At 37.6% G+C, this 17,195-nt stretch carries 14 protein-coding genes; 6 read left to right on the plus strand and 8 right to left on the minus strand.

Features of this window, described 5'->3' with window-relative positions:
• Window positions 1-142 precede the first annotated feature (142 nt).
• The 4 genes from H4J69_RS01800 to H4J69_RS01815 form a co-directional block, all read right to left on the minus strand.
• Window positions 143-667: a VOC family protein gene (locus H4J69_RS01800; RefSeq protein ID WP_070375174.1), complete on the minus strand. Its 525-nt coding sequence runs from the start codon at window positions 665-667 to the stop codon at window positions 143-145.
• A gap of 126 nt (window positions 668-793) precedes the next feature.
• Window positions 794-2,611, minus strand: coding sequence for a M61 family metallopeptidase (locus tag H4J69_RS01805; protein ID WP_182244368.1), 1,818 nt, complete (start codon window positions 2,609-2,611; stop codon window positions 794-796).
• Window positions 2,612-2,735: 124 nt separating this feature from the next.
• Window positions 2,736-3,596: a formyltetrahydrofolate deformylase gene (gene purU, locus H4J69_RS01810; RefSeq protein ID WP_182230585.1), complete on the minus strand. Its 861-nt coding sequence runs from the start codon at window positions 3,594-3,596 to the stop codon at window positions 2,736-2,738.
• A 113-nt stretch (window positions 3,597-3,709) separates the two neighbouring features.
• Complete coding sequence (locus H4J69_RS01815) at window positions 3,710-3,964, minus strand: VF530 family DNA-binding protein (RefSeq protein ID WP_182244367.1); 255 nt, start codon at window positions 3,962-3,964, stop codon at window positions 3,710-3,712.
• A 161-nt stretch (window positions 3,965-4,125) separates the two neighbouring features.
• Here H4J69_RS01815 and H4J69_RS01820 point away from each other — a divergent pair, with 161 nt between their 5' ends.
• A complete protein-coding gene (locus tag H4J69_RS01820) occupies window positions 4,126-6,006 on the plus strand; it encodes a methyl-accepting chemotaxis protein (RefSeq protein WP_182244366.1) in 1,881 nt (626 codons plus the stop codon).
• Between the two features lie 96 nt (window positions 6,007-6,102).
• Here the strand turns inward: H4J69_RS01820 and H4J69_RS01825 are convergent, their stop codons facing one another.
• Entirely contained in the window at window positions 6,103-6,831 is a 729-nt protein-coding gene (locus H4J69_RS01825; RefSeq protein ID WP_070375171.1) for a glutathione peroxidase, read from the minus strand.
• 155 nt (window positions 6,832-6,986) lie between these two features.
• The gene (locus H4J69_RS01830; RefSeq protein ID WP_182244365.1) at window positions 6,987-10,241 is read right to left on the minus strand and encodes an ATP-binding protein; all 3,255 of its coding nucleotides are present in this window, start codon (window positions 10,239-10,241) and stop codon (window positions 6,987-6,989) included.
• Window positions 10,242-10,550: 309 nt separating this feature from the next.
• Between H4J69_RS01830 and hutG the strand changes: the two genes are divergently transcribed.
• The gene (gene hutG, locus H4J69_RS01835) at window positions 10,551-11,342 is read left to right on the plus strand and encodes an N-formylglutamate deformylase (protein WP_182244364.1); all 792 of its coding nucleotides are present in this window, start codon (window positions 10,551-10,553) and stop codon (window positions 11,340-11,342) included.
• A 129-nt stretch (window positions 11,343-11,471) separates the two neighbouring features.
• On the plus strand, window positions 11,472-12,833 hold the full coding sequence (locus tag H4J69_RS01840; protein WP_182244363.1) for a formimidoylglutamate deiminase: 1,362 nt from the start codon (window positions 11,472-11,474) through the stop codon (window positions 12,831-12,833).
• A gap of 86 nt (window positions 12,834-12,919) precedes the next feature.
• Here H4J69_RS01840 and H4J69_RS01845 read toward each other — a convergent pair whose 3' ends face one another.
• On the minus strand, window positions 12,920-13,276 hold the full coding sequence (locus H4J69_RS01845) for a hypothetical protein (protein ID WP_182244362.1): 357 nt from the start codon (window positions 13,274-13,276) through the stop codon (window positions 12,920-12,922).
• Between the two features lie 134 nt (window positions 13,277-13,410).
• On the opposite strand from H4J69_RS01845, the gene ccoG reads away from it, so the two are divergent.
• Genes ccoG through H4J69_RS01860 form a run of 3 tightly spaced genes read left to right on the plus strand, consistent with a single transcriptional unit; the run spans window position 13,411 to window position 16,495 of the window.
• On the plus strand, window positions 13,411-14,844 hold the full coding sequence (gene ccoG / locus H4J69_RS01850) for a cytochrome c oxidase accessory protein CcoG (protein ID WP_182221460.1): 1,434 nt from the start codon (window positions 13,411-13,413) through the stop codon (window positions 14,842-14,844).
• Window positions 14,844-15,821 (plus strand): serine/threonine protein kinase, encoded by a 978-nt coding sequence (locus tag H4J69_RS01855; protein WP_070375165.1) that lies wholly within the window; start codon window positions 14,844-14,846, stop codon window positions 15,819-15,821. Before ccoG ends, H4J69_RS01855 begins: the two co-directional genes overlap by 1 nt.
• 41 nt (window positions 15,822-15,862) lie before the next feature.
• Window positions 15,863-16,495 (plus strand): thiol:disulfide interchange protein DsbA/DsbL, encoded by a 633-nt coding sequence (locus H4J69_RS01860; protein WP_182218184.1) that lies wholly within the window; start codon window positions 15,863-15,865, stop codon window positions 16,493-16,495.
• 30 nt (window positions 16,496-16,525) lie between these two features.
• Here H4J69_RS01860 and H4J69_RS01865 read toward each other — a convergent pair whose 3' ends face one another.
• Window positions 16,526-17,194 (minus strand): TVP38/TMEM64 family protein, encoded by a 669-nt coding sequence (locus tag H4J69_RS01865; protein WP_182230580.1) that lies wholly within the window; start codon window positions 17,192-17,194, stop codon window positions 16,526-16,528.
• Window position 17,195 lies beyond the last annotated feature (1 nt).

Genomic DNA, 17,195 nt, shown 5'->3' on the forward strand with positions numbered 1-17,195 from the left:
TCCTATTTCGTTCAGTTAATGAGAGAAATTTGTTGTGATTTTTAGGTTATACCATGTGCGCAATAAACTAAGCTAAATAGAAATAATAGCTTAGTTTTATTTATTGGATATTGTTTGACCATTAACGAGGGGCAAAATAGTTTTATTCGTGTAACCAGGCCGCGTGTTTTGGTGCAACTTTAGTAACAGCCCACTCTTCAATCATTAAAGGAGCAACCCTTTTTAATTCTTTCATTTGTTCAACTGTACCGGTATTCGCTGCTAATTCTAAGCGGTGACCACTCGGGTCAAAGAAATAAATTGATTTAAATACACCATGATGAACTGGGCCTAATACATCAACACCTTTACTTTGTAACTCTTCTTTTGCGGCGACAAGTGCATCAACATCTTCAACTTCTAATGCGATGTGCTGTACCCATGTTGGTGTGTTTTCATCTCGGCCCATGGTTGGAGAATTAGGAATTTCAAAAAAGGCTAAAACATTACCCATGCCCGCATCTAGAAATATGTGCATATAAGGGTCTGGTGCCTTAGTCGACGGTACCTCATTTTCAGCAATGGCTACCGTTAGCTCCATGTTCAAATGTTCTTTGTACCAATCAACAGTAACTTTTGCATCAGTACAACGATAAGCGACGTGGTGAATTCGTTTCATTTTGATCATTTTAAACCCTTAATATTCTAGTTTTGAAAGCAATAAGGTTATTTTTGCACAAAGTAACTTTTGTTACTAGTTTGTGGTTTTTTAATTACACTAGCGTTTTACTTTTTTGTGGCAAAAAATTTACAGTTAATTTTTACAGCGCCATTTTTTGCTAAGCGTTCTGTCTACTTCTGTAATAGCGATGGCCGCCAGTGGTGAATCAATAAAAACAATGTGACCGGTCATTAACTGATCATCACGAAAATAGTGGCAGGTTAGCTCAGTATTTTCTGGTAAATGATCAGCCAGTTGCTGCAACGATTTTTCAGTCACTTTGATATTATTTACGGCAAGTAAAATATCGTTAACTGCCAAGCCGGCTCCAGCTGCAGGAGAGTTTTCAATAACCTGAGTAATCTTCACGCCTGAAGGTAGCGCGCTATATTGTGCACCGATATAAGGAGAATAAGCGTTATTGTCAGTAGTCTCTAAGCTATTAAATTTTTTGAACTTTTGAGCAGTAAAGGCAATACCTACTTGTTTAAGTAACGGGGCTAATTCAATACGTTGAGCATTGTTAAGTAAGGCTTGAAAAGTTACTGTAATATCGTCATTACAGAGAATATTGGCAATGTTTATAAAGTCTTCCTCACAGGTACCAATATTTGTTCTACCAAAATGTATCCATAATTCACGCATTAATGTGTCTAAGCTGTAGACACCTGCTGACTTTTCTCTAATCGTTAAATCTAGCCAGAGTGCAATTAAAGCGCCTTTAGTATAATAACTAACAATATTATTTACGCCATCTGGTCCTTGTTGATAAAACTTGGTCCAAGTATCAAAGCTGGAGTCGCTGACACTTTGTTTTAGTTCGCCTTTACCCCGGTATACTCGGGTAGCTGTCTTAGATAATTGCAGTAAATAGTCTTCAAAACTGATCAATCCACTGCGAAACAATGAAAAATCATCATAATAAGACGTGATGCCTTCATAGGCCCACAATTGTCTCGTGTGAACTTCGTGCTGTAAGTTGTAGGGAATAAATTCTTTCGGTTTAATGCGGCATACATTCCAAGCGTGAAAGTATTCATGTGAACATAAGCTGAGAAAAGTTTGATAATTTTCAGACGTTTCATCAGGTCTATTAGAGTTGGGTAAATCAAAGCGACTGGCTTGTAAAATTGTCGAGTTTTTATGTTCAAGCCCACCAAAACCGCTGCCTAACAAATGGGTAATGAACCAGTACTCTTTAAAAGGGACCTCACCAAATAAGTTAATATGATGCTGGCAAAGCTTAGCTATATCTCGTTTTAGGCGCTCCCGATCACCAAAATGTTGGCTAGTAAAGACTAAGTGATGGGTGACACCTTCGACAACAAATTCAAAAGCATCGAAGTGACCAATGGCAACAGGACAATCGATAAGTTCTTGATAGTCTTTAGCAATATAATCACCTAATTGATATTTATCAGTGCCTTTAGCGCGTCTTAAGCCCGTGGCAACTCGCCAACTCTTTAACTGTGGCGACGATTTAGTCGTTAATTCTTGTGGTAATGCAATAGTTAACTGACAGCGTTCATCTGGCAATTCTTGCACTTGTAAAAAAGTTGAACTGCCATTAAAAAAGCCACGTTCACTGTCTAAGTAAGCGGTGCGTACCGACAAATCAAAAGCGAATACTTGATAACATATTGAAGTGTTGACACTTGTTGCGGTAAATTGCCAAGTTTGTTTGTCGGTTTTATTCAGCGCAATTGCCGCAGTATTTTGAGCTGCTTTTTGATCGCTGTTATAAGCGCTAATTTCCGTAATGTTTTTTGCGAAGTCACGGATCATATAGCTACCCGGTAACCAAGCGGGTAGCGATAAATGGTAAGTCTTATCCACTTGTGTGGCAAAAGAAAGCGTAACCAAAAATAAATGACTGTTTAGATTTTGAGGCGTTATTTGGTAGTGGATCATCGGAAAAGACAACTAATTAAGACAAAAGGTTATGGGTTAATGTAGCAGAAATAGTGAATGAAAACAGTAAAGCACCCAGCGTATTGGGTGCTTTACTCGTTACGTTTACCTTATAAATTAACCGCTAAAGTAAAATAACTGTTTTGCCCTGATTCAAACAGACACGCTGCTCGGCATGCATTCTAACCGCATGAGACAAAGCTGTTGCTTCAATGTCGTGACCACTATGAACCATCTGCTCTATCGTCAGGCTATGGTTAATGGCTTTTACTTCTTGCACAATAATAGGTCCTTCATCTAAGTCACTAGTAATATAGTGGGCGGTTGCGCCAATCACTTTCACACCACGTTGGTGGGCTTGATGGTAAGGTTTTGCGCCTTTAAAGCTCGGTAAAAAAGAATGATGAATATTAATCGCTCGACCTTGCCATTGTTGACAAAAATCATCAGACAAAATTTGCATATAACGCGCAAGCACTAATAAGTCTGTTTTGTAATTTATTAATAAGGCTTGTAGTTCACTTTCTTGTTGGGCTTTTGTCGAAGAAGAAATAGGTAAGTGATGAAAAGGAATTTTATGCCAATCAACTAAAGCTTGGCAGTCCAGATGGTTTGAAACCACAGCAGCAACATTAATAGGTAAAACACCGGCTTTAACTTTAGTTAATAACGACACCAAGCAATGGTCATCTTTAGATACCGCGATAACGACATTTGGAAAATCATCACGTTCTCTTAATTGAAAGTTCATCGCAAGCGGTTGGGCTAATTCGGCTATGGCTTGACGGAATTGTGCAATTGAAACGGTTAAGTTTCTGTCATCAAATGCGATACGCGAGAAAAAAATAGAGGTATACGGGTCGCTGTACTGTGAGGTTTCAGTAATAAAAGCGCCGTGTTGATAAAGGCTCTGAGAAACTTTTGCTAATACTCCTGAAGTATCAGGGCATTGCCAAGTTAAAATATAGTGATTAATGGGTTTCATACCTGACTCCAAAAAATAATGAATATGGAGTCAGTGTGACAGGTTTTTAATCAAGCAATTAGTTTATTGCGCTATAAGCTAAAATTTTTATTGAGTATGAGTAACTTGTGAGATTATTGACCGCTATTTTTTTCATCATTTGCTTGATGCACTTTATGATAATTTTTGATAAAAAGTGCTTCAACTTTTTCACGTGCCCAAGGTGTTTTACGTAAAAATTTTAAGGTTGAATTGATACTAGGATCCTCAGTGAAGCATTTAATTTTTATTTTTTGACTAAGCGCAGGGTAACCAAAATATTCAACAAGTTCGGTAACAAGTGCTTTTAAGGTAATGCCGTGTAATGGGTTGAAAGGTTGATTGTCCATAAGAGTAATTAGCGATACTATCAATAAAAATATAGCGTTATTTTATCAGATTAATTTTGAAGTTGCTTTCAAAAGATTAAATGCAACGTGAAGTTGGTTCTAGATATTTCCAGTGCTATGGTATGCCATGAAGTTAGCTAATAAAGTAAGAGAGATCATCAGTGATTAAATTAAAATTTTCCCATAAAATTATTATGGTGACTACGGTATTATTACTAATAGCCTTGTCGGTATCTACATCAATTAATTATATATTCTTAAAAGATCACACCCAAAAAAATCTTAACAATGCCATCGATGAAATAGGCCGTTCGGTTTCTGGAAATATTGCGAACTGGTTAACGAATCGTCTACAAATAATCGATGCAGTGGCGCTTAATATTACTGACATTAATAGTAATGAAGAAATTTTTCATGCGGTTCAGCAAGCAGTAAAAGCCGGGAAGATGAAAAATACCTTTGTTGGACTAGCCAGTACCGGCGAATTTATTCTTGATGATTTAACGATACAACTCCCAGAAGGTTTTGATATTCGTCAGCGCCCTTGGTATTTGCTTGCAAAAGAAGGACGTAAGTCTTCTTTTACTGAAACTTATATAGATGCCACGACGGATCAAAAAGTATTGACTGCTGTAGCGCCTATTTTGAAAAATGGACAATTTGTTGGTGCAGCAGGAGGTGATATTTTTCTAGATGAGATTTCATCGATTCTGAATGAAATTGATTTTCTTGATTTAGGCTATGCCTATTTAATGACTTCAAAAGGGAAGATTCTCAGTCATCCTGATGTGAAATATGTCGATAAAGATGTGAGTGAATTATTAGGTCAAACACCGCCATTTTCGAGTGACTTAAATGAGATTAATAATAACACCATAGTTTCATTTATCCCCATTAAAGGCATTGACTCGGTTAACTGGTATGTAGGTGTGGTACTTGACAGCGAAAAAGCTTACCAACCCATGGTGAATTCGAGAAACATTGCCATTATTGTGGTTATAGCTAGCTTACTTGCAACGATTATTCTTATGCATTTATTGTTTAGCTATTTAATGAAACCTATTCATACCTTAAACCTTGCCATAAAAGGTATTTCTCGTGGCGACGGTGATTTAACCCAACGTTTATCGGTTGAGAGCCACGATGAGTTTGGTGAACTATCAGAAAACTTTAATGATTTTATAGAAACTATGCATCATTCGATGCGACGAGTTAAAGAGTCAGCGGCAAATTTAGAACAGCAGATTGGCCAAGTTCGACAAAGCTCACAAGTCGGTATTGATATGGCCGATCAACAGCTTAATCGTGGTGAAAGTGTATCGACAGCGGTAACCGAGTTAAATAACTCTTCACAAGAAATTTCGACTAACGCACTAACGGCTTCTAACTTAACATCAGGCATGCAAGCGCAGTCAAATGAAGGGCTGGAGGCACTCAATGAAAATATTCAGTCAATTGAACATTTGTCGAAAATAATGACGCAGTCAAGCGGCGAAATCGAAAAATTAAGCAGTGAAACTAAAAATATAGTCAGCATTTTAGATGTTATTAAAGGGGTTAGTTCACAAACTAATTTACTCGCGTTAAATGCGGCTATTGAAGCGGCACGAGCAGGGGAGCAAGGTCGAGGTTTTGCTGTGGTAGCTGATGAAGTTAGACAGTTAGCACAACGCACTCAAGAAGCGGCACTTGAAATCGAAACCATGATTGATAACTTAGAAACAGGCACCGACGCGGTGGTTATTTCTATGGACGAAAGTCAAAAAAATAGTACCAGTAGTGTGCAAAAAGCCAAAGTAGCTGACGAAAAAATGCAATTAATTATTCATATGTTACAACAGGTTGATAATGAAAATCATGCAGTAACTGAAGCTACTCAACAACAAGTTAATGTGATCAGATCAATTGATGAAGATATATTAAATTTGATGGATTTAAATCAGCAAGGCGTACAAAATTTACAGCAAACGCAGCAAGCTTGTGACAGTTTACAACAAGAATTCACCGGCTTAAATGATATAGTGGGTAAGTTTAAAGTCTAACGAGCAAGTGTAAAAAAAAGCTAGATAACGTGAGTTATCTAGCTTTTTTTATTGTATCGCCAACAATAAGTGTTGAGTGCTGGCTAATAATAAAGTTTAACCAAAGTAAGCGGCTAAATCTTCACTACCACCAATGTTTTTACCATCAATAAATACTTGTGGTACGGTATCTGAGTTAGTAATAGCACGGAACATTGAAGTATTTACGTCGCTACCAACGATCAATTCTTCAAACTTTAAACCTTGGCTTGTTAATAATGCTTTAGCCTTTTTACAAAATGGACAATCGGGCTTACTGAAAATTGTAATTTCTTGAGACTGTACCGCTTCAGGATTAATGTAATTGAGCATGGTATCGGCGTCAGATACTTCAAATGGGTCGCCAGGTAAATCAGGTTCAATGAACATTTTTTCTATAACGCCATTTTTTACTAGCATTGAATAGCGCCAGCTACGCTTACCAAAACCAATTTCTTTTTTATCAACTAATAAACCCATCGCTTGAGTAAAGTCACCATTGCCATCAGGAATGAAACTAATGTTGGCTGCGTCTTTGTCTTGTGCCCAAGCATTCATTACAAAGGTATCGTTAACAGAAATACAAACAATTTCATCAACACCATTAGCGTTAAATTTTTTCGCTAGTTCATTGTATCTTGGTAAATGTGAAGATGAACAAGTCGGTGTAAATGCGCCTGGTAATGAAAATACAATGACGGTTTTATTAGCAAAAATTTCATCACTGTTTCGACTTGCCCAACCATCGGCAGTAATAATAGGGAAAGTAGTGTTTGGAACTTGCTGTGTTTCTTTATTGGTAAACATAGTCACTCGCTTTGATTGATTTGAATCGATTAAGTGGCACTAGTATGGGTGAATAACTTGATTTAATAAAGTGATAAAAACAATTCACAATGATTGATTAAAGCGATTGATAATAAAAAAATTAATCTAGATTGATGATGAAAGAATCACATGACTTATGACAATAGCCAACGTTTAATTTCTTCGGTCATTATATCTAGTTGTAAATAAAGGTGGCTAGCAGATGCTTTTATATCTTTACTATTTTCAGCCCTGGCTTGCTGGCTAACCTCATTGAGCGTTTTAGCTATTTCAGGGTGGGAAAAATACCGTGTACTGCCTTTTAGCTTGTGAGCAAGTGCTTGTATATATTTATGATCAAAATTCTCGGTGGCGCTTAGCCACTGCTTTTTTTCTTTTTGCCATGAAGCGATAAAAAGTCGACCAACATTTTTACTCAGTTCGATGTCGTGCTCATTATTTTTCAGCAGCATGTCTAAATCAAAAAGGCTGAAATTTTGTTTAGTTAAGTCGTTTTTTTGCTGCTTCTTTAATAACTGTCGATAAGCATTGTTGAGCTTGTTGGTTATTTCTTCCTGTGGGCAAGGTTTAGCCATATAGTCATTGAAACCTGCAGCAATACACCTTTCTGCCGCGCCACTCAAAGCATCTGCGGTTACAGCAATTAACCAAAGCGGTCGGCTTTGCTCGCTTGCTGTTAACGTTTGAGCGAGTTCAAAACCATCAACATTTGGCATATGACAATCAGATATAATAATGTCATAAGCCTGTTTTTCATGTAAATCTAAAGCTTCTTGGCCGTCGTAAGCAATATCGGCTTTAATATTTAGACGCGCAAGTTGCGCACAGAGTACTTTAACGTTTACTAGGTTATCTTCGGCAATAAGAATACGTAGATCTTGAAAACGGTTATCGTCAGCGGCATTAATTAAACGCGTATTACTGCGACGGTTATCGGTGGAACTTTCTAAAGTTGACTGTTTTAGCTTTAAGCTAAAATGGAAAGAACTCCCTTGGTTTAGCGTTGAATCAATCTTAATTTCGCTGCCCATCGCTGATATTATTTCTTGGCAAATACTTAATCCTAAACCCGTACCACCATATTTTCGCGTAATGTCGTCATCGGCTTGAATGAAGGGAGTAAATAAGAACGTTTGTTTTTCCGCCGCTATGCCCATGCCGGTGTCTTTTACTTCAAAATAAAGTGTGTCGTAGGTATTTTTATTGATAACCTCACTGCTAGCCACCGTAACAATTAAATCGATTTGCCCTTTATCGGTGAACTTAATCGCGTTACTAAGCAAATTATTAAGCACTTGAGTAAAGCGTGTCGGGTCGGTTAAATAGCAGTGGCTTATTTTATTGTCTATGTGTAAGTTAATTTCTAATGGTTTGTGGTGTTCAATGTGATTGAAGCCACTAATAATATTTTTACAAAGTAAATTAAAATTCACTGGCACCGACTCTAAAGTCAGTTTGCCGGCGTCCATCTTTGAAAAGTCGAGCACATCATTGAGCAAAGCGAGTAAGTTGGTTGCCGAGCCTTGTAATGTTTCAAGTAAATCATTCTGCTCTTTATTTAAAGGTGTGAAAGCAAGGGCTTCTGCCATACCTAATACACCGTTCATCGGCGTTCTAATTTCATGACTCATCCGCGCAAGAAAAGTAATTTTCGCTTGAGCTGATTTTTCAGCTTCTATTTTTGCAGACTCAGCAATTGATAATGCATGTTCAATTTTTAGTTGGGCAAGCTTTCTGACCCTAAGCTGTCGATAATAAATCCAAAAAATAATCAGCCCAAAAAGCATAATAGCGACAAACAAATAACTAACATTTCGATAAGCATTAGCAATTTGTTTATCGGCATTATTTTCATGGAAAGCCGTTTGACTCCATTTTGCATAAAGTCTTTCGTAATCTGTGGCAGAAAGACTTTTAATGGTGCGATTAAGTAAGCTAATAATAATATCGTTACCGGGGTTACTCGCGAAAAAAAATTGAGCATTATCATTAAAGTTTATTAATGGTTGGCTAGTGAGATTAGAGAGTTGATTTTCTTTAACCAAGTAAGAAGAAATCAGAGAGCCACCAATAAAGACATCAGATTCACCCAAGGATACTGAAGTAATGGCCGCATTCATCGAGTCAAAATAATTAAGGTGCGCAAAAGGAAGTTTTTCTATTAATAATTGGGTGGCATTAAAGTTATTAACCACAGCAACTTTTTTGTCACCTATGCCACTTAAGCCATCTATTATCGTGTCATTATGGCGATAAACCATACTATAACTGGCTTGCAAATAGGGCTCAGAAAAAATAAGCTTTTTCTCTCGGTCTTTATTACGCTCAACCAACGGCAGCACATTAATTTTTTGCTGTGCTAAAGACGAAAAAATTTGCTCTATATTATTTACATAAACAGGTTTATAGATAATACCGGTACGCTCAGTTGAAAGCGTAAATAAATCAATGGTGAAGCCTCGCTCGGTAATGTGATTAAAGTTTTTAGTAATAATGTAGGGCGGAAAACCTCCAGACACCACGGGAAAGGAAAGTTGATTATGGTCAATAATAAAATCTTTTTCAGCAACAGATAAATTTGTAAAATAGCTGCCAAAAGTTAACGAGATATTTCCTTCATTTAAGGTAATATATTTGTTATTCCACAACTCGGCTTGTTGTCGACTCACTGAGCGAATGCCATCGTTAATTTTATGCATCAAGCTTCTATTGTTTTTATTCACGGCAAAGCGAAAGTAAGCTTCTGGTGCTTCATCTTCAGTAATATGAAAATCACCACTGAGCTTATATTCGTTTAACTTTTCATTAAGTAACCAGGGTTTTGTTGCATATAAGGCATCATACTTTTGATAATCGCCAAGCAGCTTATCAATATCTTGATAATAATAGCGTTCAATATGACGACTAAGAAAATTTAAAGTTGACTGATCGTCAGAGTAGATACCTATTTGCAGGCCGTTACTTTTATTACTTTGAATGCGACGAAACACTTTTTGTTTGAATTTAGCATAGGGAATACTAAAAAATACGCCTGTTTGATTTTGCTGGTAACGAGTAACGGCGACTACATCAATACTTTTATTAGCAAGCGATTGATAAGCCTTTTCTGTTGGCATGTAGCTAAACGATACTTCACGTTGATTATCTATTGCCCAAATTTGCCAATATTCTTTAAGAAAGTTAACCAGCAGTTGAAACTTCTCTCCAGAAGCTGCATTGATTGACGATCTATCAGGTAAAGCTATTCGAAGGGGCGCTTTATTGTGGGATAGTTGCTCTGCATAGACACTAAAAGTGACTAACAAAATACTGCACAATAATGTGCGCTTAAGCCAAGTAGACAAGGGCCATAACATACTCTTTATATCGCTTATAATGTCATCATCCATGGTTTAAAACTTAGATTTTTATTTAAGTTTATCTATGAAGGCAGAAGTGAAGTATTAATAAATACACTCTATGCTATAAGTAGCAAACCAGCAAATTTTAATAAATAAGTGATTGATTTAATATAATGAAAATCAGATGTTTTTTAGGTAATACGATCTACTGCTGCCCGGGGGCTTATTAAATAAACCTTAGCGGCCAACAAGTAAAGCAACTAAAAAGATCAGCATCACAACGCAATAAATTTGCTTGCTACAGTAACAGCATGATAAATTACCCCTAAAGTTGTATATACAATTAAAAGGTTGAAGATGTCTAACACTTACACGTTAATAAAAGGTCGAATTCCATTGCTTATCAGCATGCCGCATAACGGTGAGGCTTTACCTGAATATATTGCCAATAAAATGACTGAACAAGGCAGGAAAGTGGCTGATACTGATTGGCATAAAGACAAGCTTTACGCGTTTGCTCAAGCGCTTGGTGCGTATATTATCATGCCCAAATATAGCCGCTATGTCATTGACCTAAATCGAGATCCAGCAGGTGTTGATTTATACCCTGGTGCCAACAGTACTGAATTGTGTCCGACGACTTCATTTGACCTTGCGCCACTTTACCTTGAAGGACAAGCACCAGACAAAGATGAAATATTACATCGAGTAACCACGTATTGGCAGCCTTATCATCAAGCATTAAAAAGCACTCTAGCTGACATGCAGAATGAATTTGGTAAAGCCGTTTTACTAGAGGCTCATTCTATTTTGTCGACCGTGCCGAGATTTTTTGAAGGCCAATTACCCGATTTTAATTTTGGTACAGCTGATGGTAAAAGCTGCGCGCCTGAATTAATCACTGCACTACAAAAACTTGATTACTCACCTTATAGCATGATCACTAACGGGCGGTTTAAAGGCGGCTTTATTACCCGAGAGTATGGTCAACCGCAAAAAAATATTCATGCGGTACAGTTAGAGCTTTCACAACGTACTTACATGAGTGAGCCCAGTCCAGAATATAATGAAGCGTTGGCAAGTGAGGTTATTCCTAAGCTTAAACAGTTAGTAGAAACCTTGATTAAGTTTTCACAACAAAAAGCCTAGTGTAAGTGTGCTCGTATGAATGAGTCGCGGTAACTATTTTCTTAGCCGTAGTCATTAATCAGTGGTGAATAGGCAAAGGCAGTAAATGTAGATTGGGTTTTACAACAAAAATTAGCAAGGGTATTTTCGATGAAGTTATTTGCAGAACGTATTTTATTAAGCAGCGGTTGGCACACGCAGCAAACATTAACCATAGAAAATGGTGTGATCACCGCAATAGCATCAGGCCATATTGACGGCGCTGAGCAAGTAGGGGTTGTTATTCCTGGTATGGTTAATTGCCACTCCCATGCTTTTCAACGTGCCTTTGCGGGTTTCAGTGAACAAGGTAGTGAAGGGCAAGACAGTTTTTGGACATGGCGAAGCATCATGTACAAATTTATCGATCAACTGACGGTAAACGATGCCGAAATAATTGCCCGACAGCTTTATATTGAAATGCTTAAAATGGGTTATACCCGTGTTGCAGAATTTCATTATTTACATCATGAAATTAATGGTGAAAACCATGATGAACTTGCTGCCATGGCAAAAGCCATTTTTAAGGCCAGTCAGCAATCGGGAATTGGTTTAACATTATTACCGGTACTTTATCGTTTCAGCGGCTTTGGTCCTTTACCGGCAAATGACGGCCAAAAGCGCTTTATTAATTCAGTAGAACAATTCAATCAACTGGTCAGTGACTGCTTTGCCTTAAGTGCTCATTATCAAAATACCAATGTTGGCATTGCGCCTCACTCATTAAGAGCGGTTGACAAAACGTCGTTAGAGCAAGCAGTAAAACATGTTCGTAGTTTAGATCATAAAGCGCCAGTGCATATTCATATCGCTGAGCAGCAAAAAGAAGTCAATGATTGTTTAGCGCATTATGGTCAACGTCCGGTGGAATGGTTATTAAATAATGTCACATTAGACCCGCAATGGTGTTTGATTCATGCAACACATATCAATGAACAAGAACGCCAAGGAATTATTGACAGTAAAGCGATTGCAGGAATTTGCCCAACCACTGAAGCAAATCTAGGTGACGGTATTTTCCCCACCAGTGAATTTTTAGCAGAAAATGGCACCTTAGCGATTGGCTCTGACAGCCATATTTCAGTGAATCCTATCGAAGAGTTACGCTGGTTAGAATACGCACAACGCTTAATTAAGCAACAACGTGCTATTTTAGCAACAGAAAATCAACCTTCAGTGGGTCGTAATTTGTGGCAACAAGCAGCTTTAGGCGGCGCTCAAAGTACAAATAGCAATACCGGTGAGTTAGCGATAGGTAAACAAGCCGATTTACTGGTACTTAATGCCAAAAAAGTGGCTTTGTTTGCCCACCACGACCAACACTTATTAGACAGTATGATTTTTGCAAGTCAGCATAATATGATTAACGACGTTATGGTTAATGGCCACTGGGTGATTAACGGCGGTGTTCATCACCTAGAGCAAGAGTCTGAACAAGCATTCTCTAAGCTATTGGCCAGTCTTTCTGCTTAGCATTAAACGGTTATCGAACATCTAAGTTTTAGAACTGCTCGATAACAGCTTTATATCTTTTATAGGTTATTAATTTTTTAATTTACCTATAACAACGAACTATACTGAGCAATTGTTTTACAAACTTTCGCTTGGTTGTCTCGGTGCAAATGTGGGGATTGTTGTTCGGCATTACAAAAATCAGTAAAAAAAGCTTTTACCGACTTTCTATCGCTGGTTATTTCTTTTAAAAATTGTTGTTCTTCAAGACTAAAATTGACAAGCTGACTCTTTAAGTCAGTATAAATTTTATCGGCCTTCAACCTTACTTTGGTATCTGTAGCTTCTGAAAAGGCATTAGAAATGACGTTTTTCTGTTCTGAAAACCACTCGTCTACTTCTGGTTGAGGATAAAAGTGTAAAAATAATGCCGCTGCGACGATTAAGATCAATAAATTTTTCATAATTCTTTATATAATTGAATGATTATATAAGAATAATCAATTTTCGGCTTATTCACTAATATTAATTGTTTTATAACGTATTCTTAGATAAATATCGTTATAATCTTGAGGCTCTCGTATATCAAGGATTTATCGTGAAATCAGAAGACAAGATCAAAAAAGCGCAGATACAAATTCCCGTTAAAAACATTAAAATACATCAACCCAATCAGGTAGAAACCTACCAGCCTCGTGATCAAATTTATGTGCGCAAAGTAAGTGGTATTTTCCAATTACTTAGGCAGCGGATGAACTTTTTTTTCTTAGCACTTTTTGCGGTACTGCCTTGGTTGCGATATAACGATCATCAAGCCATTTTATTTGATATTGCCGAACAACGCTTCACGCTCTTTGGACTAACCTTGTGGCCACAAGATTTAACCTTACTCGCTTGGCTCTGTATTCTTAGTGCTTTTTTACTGTTTTTTGTTACCACCTTTTTAGGGCGTGTTTGGTGTGGATATTTATGCCCACAAACTGTCTGGACCTTTATTTTTATCTGGTTTGAAGAAAAAATTGAAGGTACCGCTAATCAGCGTAAAAAACTGGACAGCCGCGAACTTGATTTTGACAAATTCTGGCGTAAAGCCTTAAAACATACTTGTTGGTTATTTTTCTCAATACTAACGGCACTAACGTTTGTCGGTTATTTTGCACCGGTTGATGAAGTGTTTATTGACTTTTTTACTTTTCAGGCCTCGTTTGCTTTAGCAGCGACTGTTTGGTTCTTTGCTTTTTGTACTTATGGTAATGCTGGCTGGATGCGTGAAATTATGTGTCTACATATGTGTCCTTATGCACGCTTCCAATCAGCGATGTTTGATAAAGATACCTTAACGGTTTCATATGACTTTAATCGCGGTGAAAGCCGTGGTGCACGCTCTCGTAAAGTAGCACATGAATCATTAGAATTAGGTGACTGTATTGACTGCAACCTTTGTGTGCAGGTCTGTCCAACCGGTATAGATATTCGTAACGGCTTACAATATGAATGTATAAACTGTGGTGCATGTGTTGACGCATGTGACGGGGTTATGGACAAAATGAATTACCCGAAAGGGCTAATACGTTACACCACCGAACATGAGTTACAAGGTAAAAAAGTTCATTTTATTCGTTCAAAATTAGTGGGTTATGCCATCGTTCTGGTAGTAATGTGTAGCTTGTTAGTTTTAGAAATTGTTAATCGAGCTCCGGTCACTATGGACATTATTCGCGACAGAAATGAACTGGCCAAAGAAAAATTTAACGGTGATATAGAAAATGTGTACACCTTAAAAATCTTAAATAAATCGCAAACTGATAACGTTTATCGCTTGTCTGTTAAGGGTATTGAAAACACTAAGTGGCATGGCGAACAAGAAGTCATGGTAAAAGCCGCCGCTGTGTATACGTTACCAATGAGTCTGTCCGTAGACCCCTATGAATTAAAAGGTTACATGACCGATATTTCATTTGTTATTGAGTTGGTTTCAGAGGAAGATGATGTTTCTCTTGAACATGAAAGCAGGTTTTTTAATAAACGCTAATGTCTGTATTTGATTTTACTACCCTATCACCCGACTTGATCTTAGATGGCCTAGAAAGTACTGGCCTCTTTGTTGACAGTGGCTTGCTGGCTTTAAATAGTTATGAAAACCGTGTTTATCAATTTCACGACGAAGATAAGAAAAAATACGTCACCAAGTTTTATCGACCACAACGCTGGACCGAAGCTGAACTTAGAGAAGAGCATAGCTTTTCTTTTGAGTTAGCAAAACATGAATTACCTTTAGTTGCGCCGTTAAAAATTGGTGGTGAATCGCTTTTTTCTCATCAAGGTTTTCATTTTGCTATCTACCCTTGTCGGGGCGGACGTATTTTCGAAGTAGACAATTTAGATCAGCTTGAATGGATGGGACGATTTTTAGGGCGTATTCATGCCGTTGCGGCGACAAAACCTTTTAAACATCGCCCGACCTATAACAAGCAAGAAATGCTTTTTCAGGCCACCGATATTATAAAAGACTCTGGTTTTGTGCCACATTACCTAAGCAAAGCTTTTTTTACTATTTTAGAACAAGTGGTTGATATTGCTGCGCAACAATATCAACCCAGCCATGAAATACGTTTACACGGTGATTGTCATGCCGGTAATATTTTATGGACAGACAAAGGTCCACATTTCGTCGATTTAGATGATTGTCGCATGGGACCTGCTATTCAAGACCTATGGATGATGCTTTCAGGTGATCGCCAACAACGGTTATTACAACTTGATACTATGCTTTCGGGATACGAAGAGTTTTATTCATTTGAACCCAAGCAACTTATTTTGATAGAATCATTACGTACCATGCGTGTTGTTAATTATATGGCTTGGTTATGTAAGCGCTGGCAAGACCCAGCGTTCCCGCATAACTTCCCATGGTTTAATACCGATAAGTATTGGGAACAGCAAATTTTAATGTTGAAAGAGCAAGTGTCTGCCCTTCAACAGCCACCATTAAGTTTATTACCTGCATAATTATTAATAGCGCAGGGCTATTGTTTGAGGAAAAACGTTAAATGAAAAAATTATTGAGTTTATTTGTGATGTTATTATTGCCATTAATGGCATCAGCAGCAAATTATCAAGAAGGTACGCATTACACGATCGTGAGCGAACAGGCGACCAAAAAGCCTGAAGTACGTGAATTCTTTTCATTTTACTGTCCACATTGTTTCAAGTTTTCACCTTTCATGACTAGCGTTAAAAAGCAGTTACCAGCAGGAGTTAAATTTGAATTCAATCACGTTGATTTTTTACGCGGCGCTTCTCAAGTTATGCAGGAAACGTTAAGTAAAGCGGTAGTTGTTGCCGAGCAAATGGACATGGAAAGTAAGCTAATGGGCGCACTTTTTAATTATATTCATGTGCAGCGCGCAGTCTTTACTTCTGAAAAAGATATTCGTAATGTTTTTGTTTTGAATGGCGCTGATGGCGAAAAGTTTGACAAATTAATGAAAAGCTTTGGTGTAAATAGCCAAGTAAAACAAATGAAGAAAAAGCAAACCTACTACGCAAAAAGTGGTGGTTTAACAGGTGTGCCAGCCGTTATTGTTAATGGCCGCTACAAAATTGAAAATGCAGGTTTAGACAAAAACAACTTTGAAGCTGACTATAATAACTTAGTGAAGTACTTGTTAACACTCAACTAAATGACCGTTAGCAAGACAATAAAAAAGGAGCTAAACAGCTCCTTTTTTATTGCGTTTTTTTTCTTTTTTATACAATAAATAGCCAAAAATTAACGCAACAACCAGTAAAGATAAACTCAGTAATATTTGCTGTTCCTCACCAACTTTAATACCTGCGCCCAGTAATGAAAATATCAACATCTGTGGAATAAAGCCAACACAAGTGCCTGTAACATATGGGATAAACTTTACCTTAGCCATGCCTGCCAATATGTTGGTTAAAAAGTTTGAGCCCGCAGGTAACAAACGAATGACTAGGGCTTTGCTGAAGGTGTCCGTTGAGAAAAAAGCAGACAGCACCATTACTTTGTCGGGGTAAGCGTCAAGCACCCTTTGTCTAAAAAAGGTTTTTGCGATAAATAACGTTAGCATGCAACCGAGTGTTGCCGCTAAAGTGGCCAGCAACGTCCCATAAACAATGCCAAAGATGTAACCACAAGAAAAAGCAGCGACTTGCCTGGGTAAACCGATACTGGTCAGTAATGCCAATAGGCTTAACACCATTAACACCCCCAGATACCCTTGAGGAATAAACTGGTCAAGTAGTGGCTGTAGGTTGTTGTTTTTCAATACATCTAAAGAAAATAACACGCTAAAAAGAATGGCAATACTAATTAATGTGGTCATTAAAAAAAGTGTTTTAGTTTGTTTGCTCAGCATC

It is taken from the genome of Colwellia sp. BRX10-9, assembly GCF_014077405.1.
Classification (GTDB): Bacteria; Pseudomonadota; Gammaproteobacteria; order Enterobacterales; family Alteromonadaceae; genus Colwellia_A.

Bases quoted from the DNA above. Each gene is read 5' to 3' on its own strand.
- hutG (WP_182244364.1), top strand. From the start codon at position 10,551: ATGTCTAACACTTACACGTTAATAAAAGGTCGAATTCCATTGCTTATC.
- purU (WP_182230585.1), bottom strand. From the start codon at position 3,596: ATGAAACCCATTAATCACTATATTTTAACTTGGCAATGCCCTGATACT.
- H4J69_RS01840 (WP_182244363.1), top strand. From the start codon at position 11,472: ATGAAGTTATTTGCAGAACGTATTTTATTAAGCAGCGGTTGGCACACG.
- H4J69_RS01825 (WP_070375171.1), bottom strand. From the start codon at position 6,831: ATGTTTACCAATAAAGAAACACAGCAAGTTCCAAACACTACTTTCCCT.
- H4J69_RS01815 (WP_182244367.1), bottom strand. From the start codon at position 3,964: ATGGACAATCAACCTTTCAACCCATTACACGGCATTACCTTAAAAGCA.
- H4J69_RS01800 (WP_070375174.1), bottom strand. From the start codon at position 667: ATGATCAAAATGAAACGAATTCACCACGTCGCTTATCGTTGTACTGAT.
- H4J69_RS01855 (WP_070375165.1), top strand. From the start codon at position 14,844: ATGTCTGTATTTGATTTTACTACCCTATCACCCGACTTGATCTTAGAT.
- H4J69_RS01805 (WP_182244368.1), bottom strand. From the start codon at position 2,611: ATGATCCACTACCAAATAACGCCTCAAAATCTAAACAGTCATTTATTT.
- H4J69_RS01830 (WP_182244365.1), bottom strand. From the start codon at position 10,241: ATGGATGATGACATTATAAGCGATATAAAGAGTATGTTATGGCCCTTG.
- H4J69_RS01845 (WP_182244362.1), bottom strand. From the start codon at position 13,276: ATGAAAAATTTATTGATCTTAATCGTCGCAGCGGCATTATTTTTACAC.
- H4J69_RS01860 (WP_182218184.1), top strand. From the start codon at position 15,863: ATGAAAAAATTATTGAGTTTATTTGTGATGTTATTATTGCCATTAATG.
- H4J69_RS01865 (WP_182230580.1), bottom strand. From the start codon at position 17,194: ATGCTGAGCAAACAAACTAAAACACTTTTTTTAATGACCACATTAATT.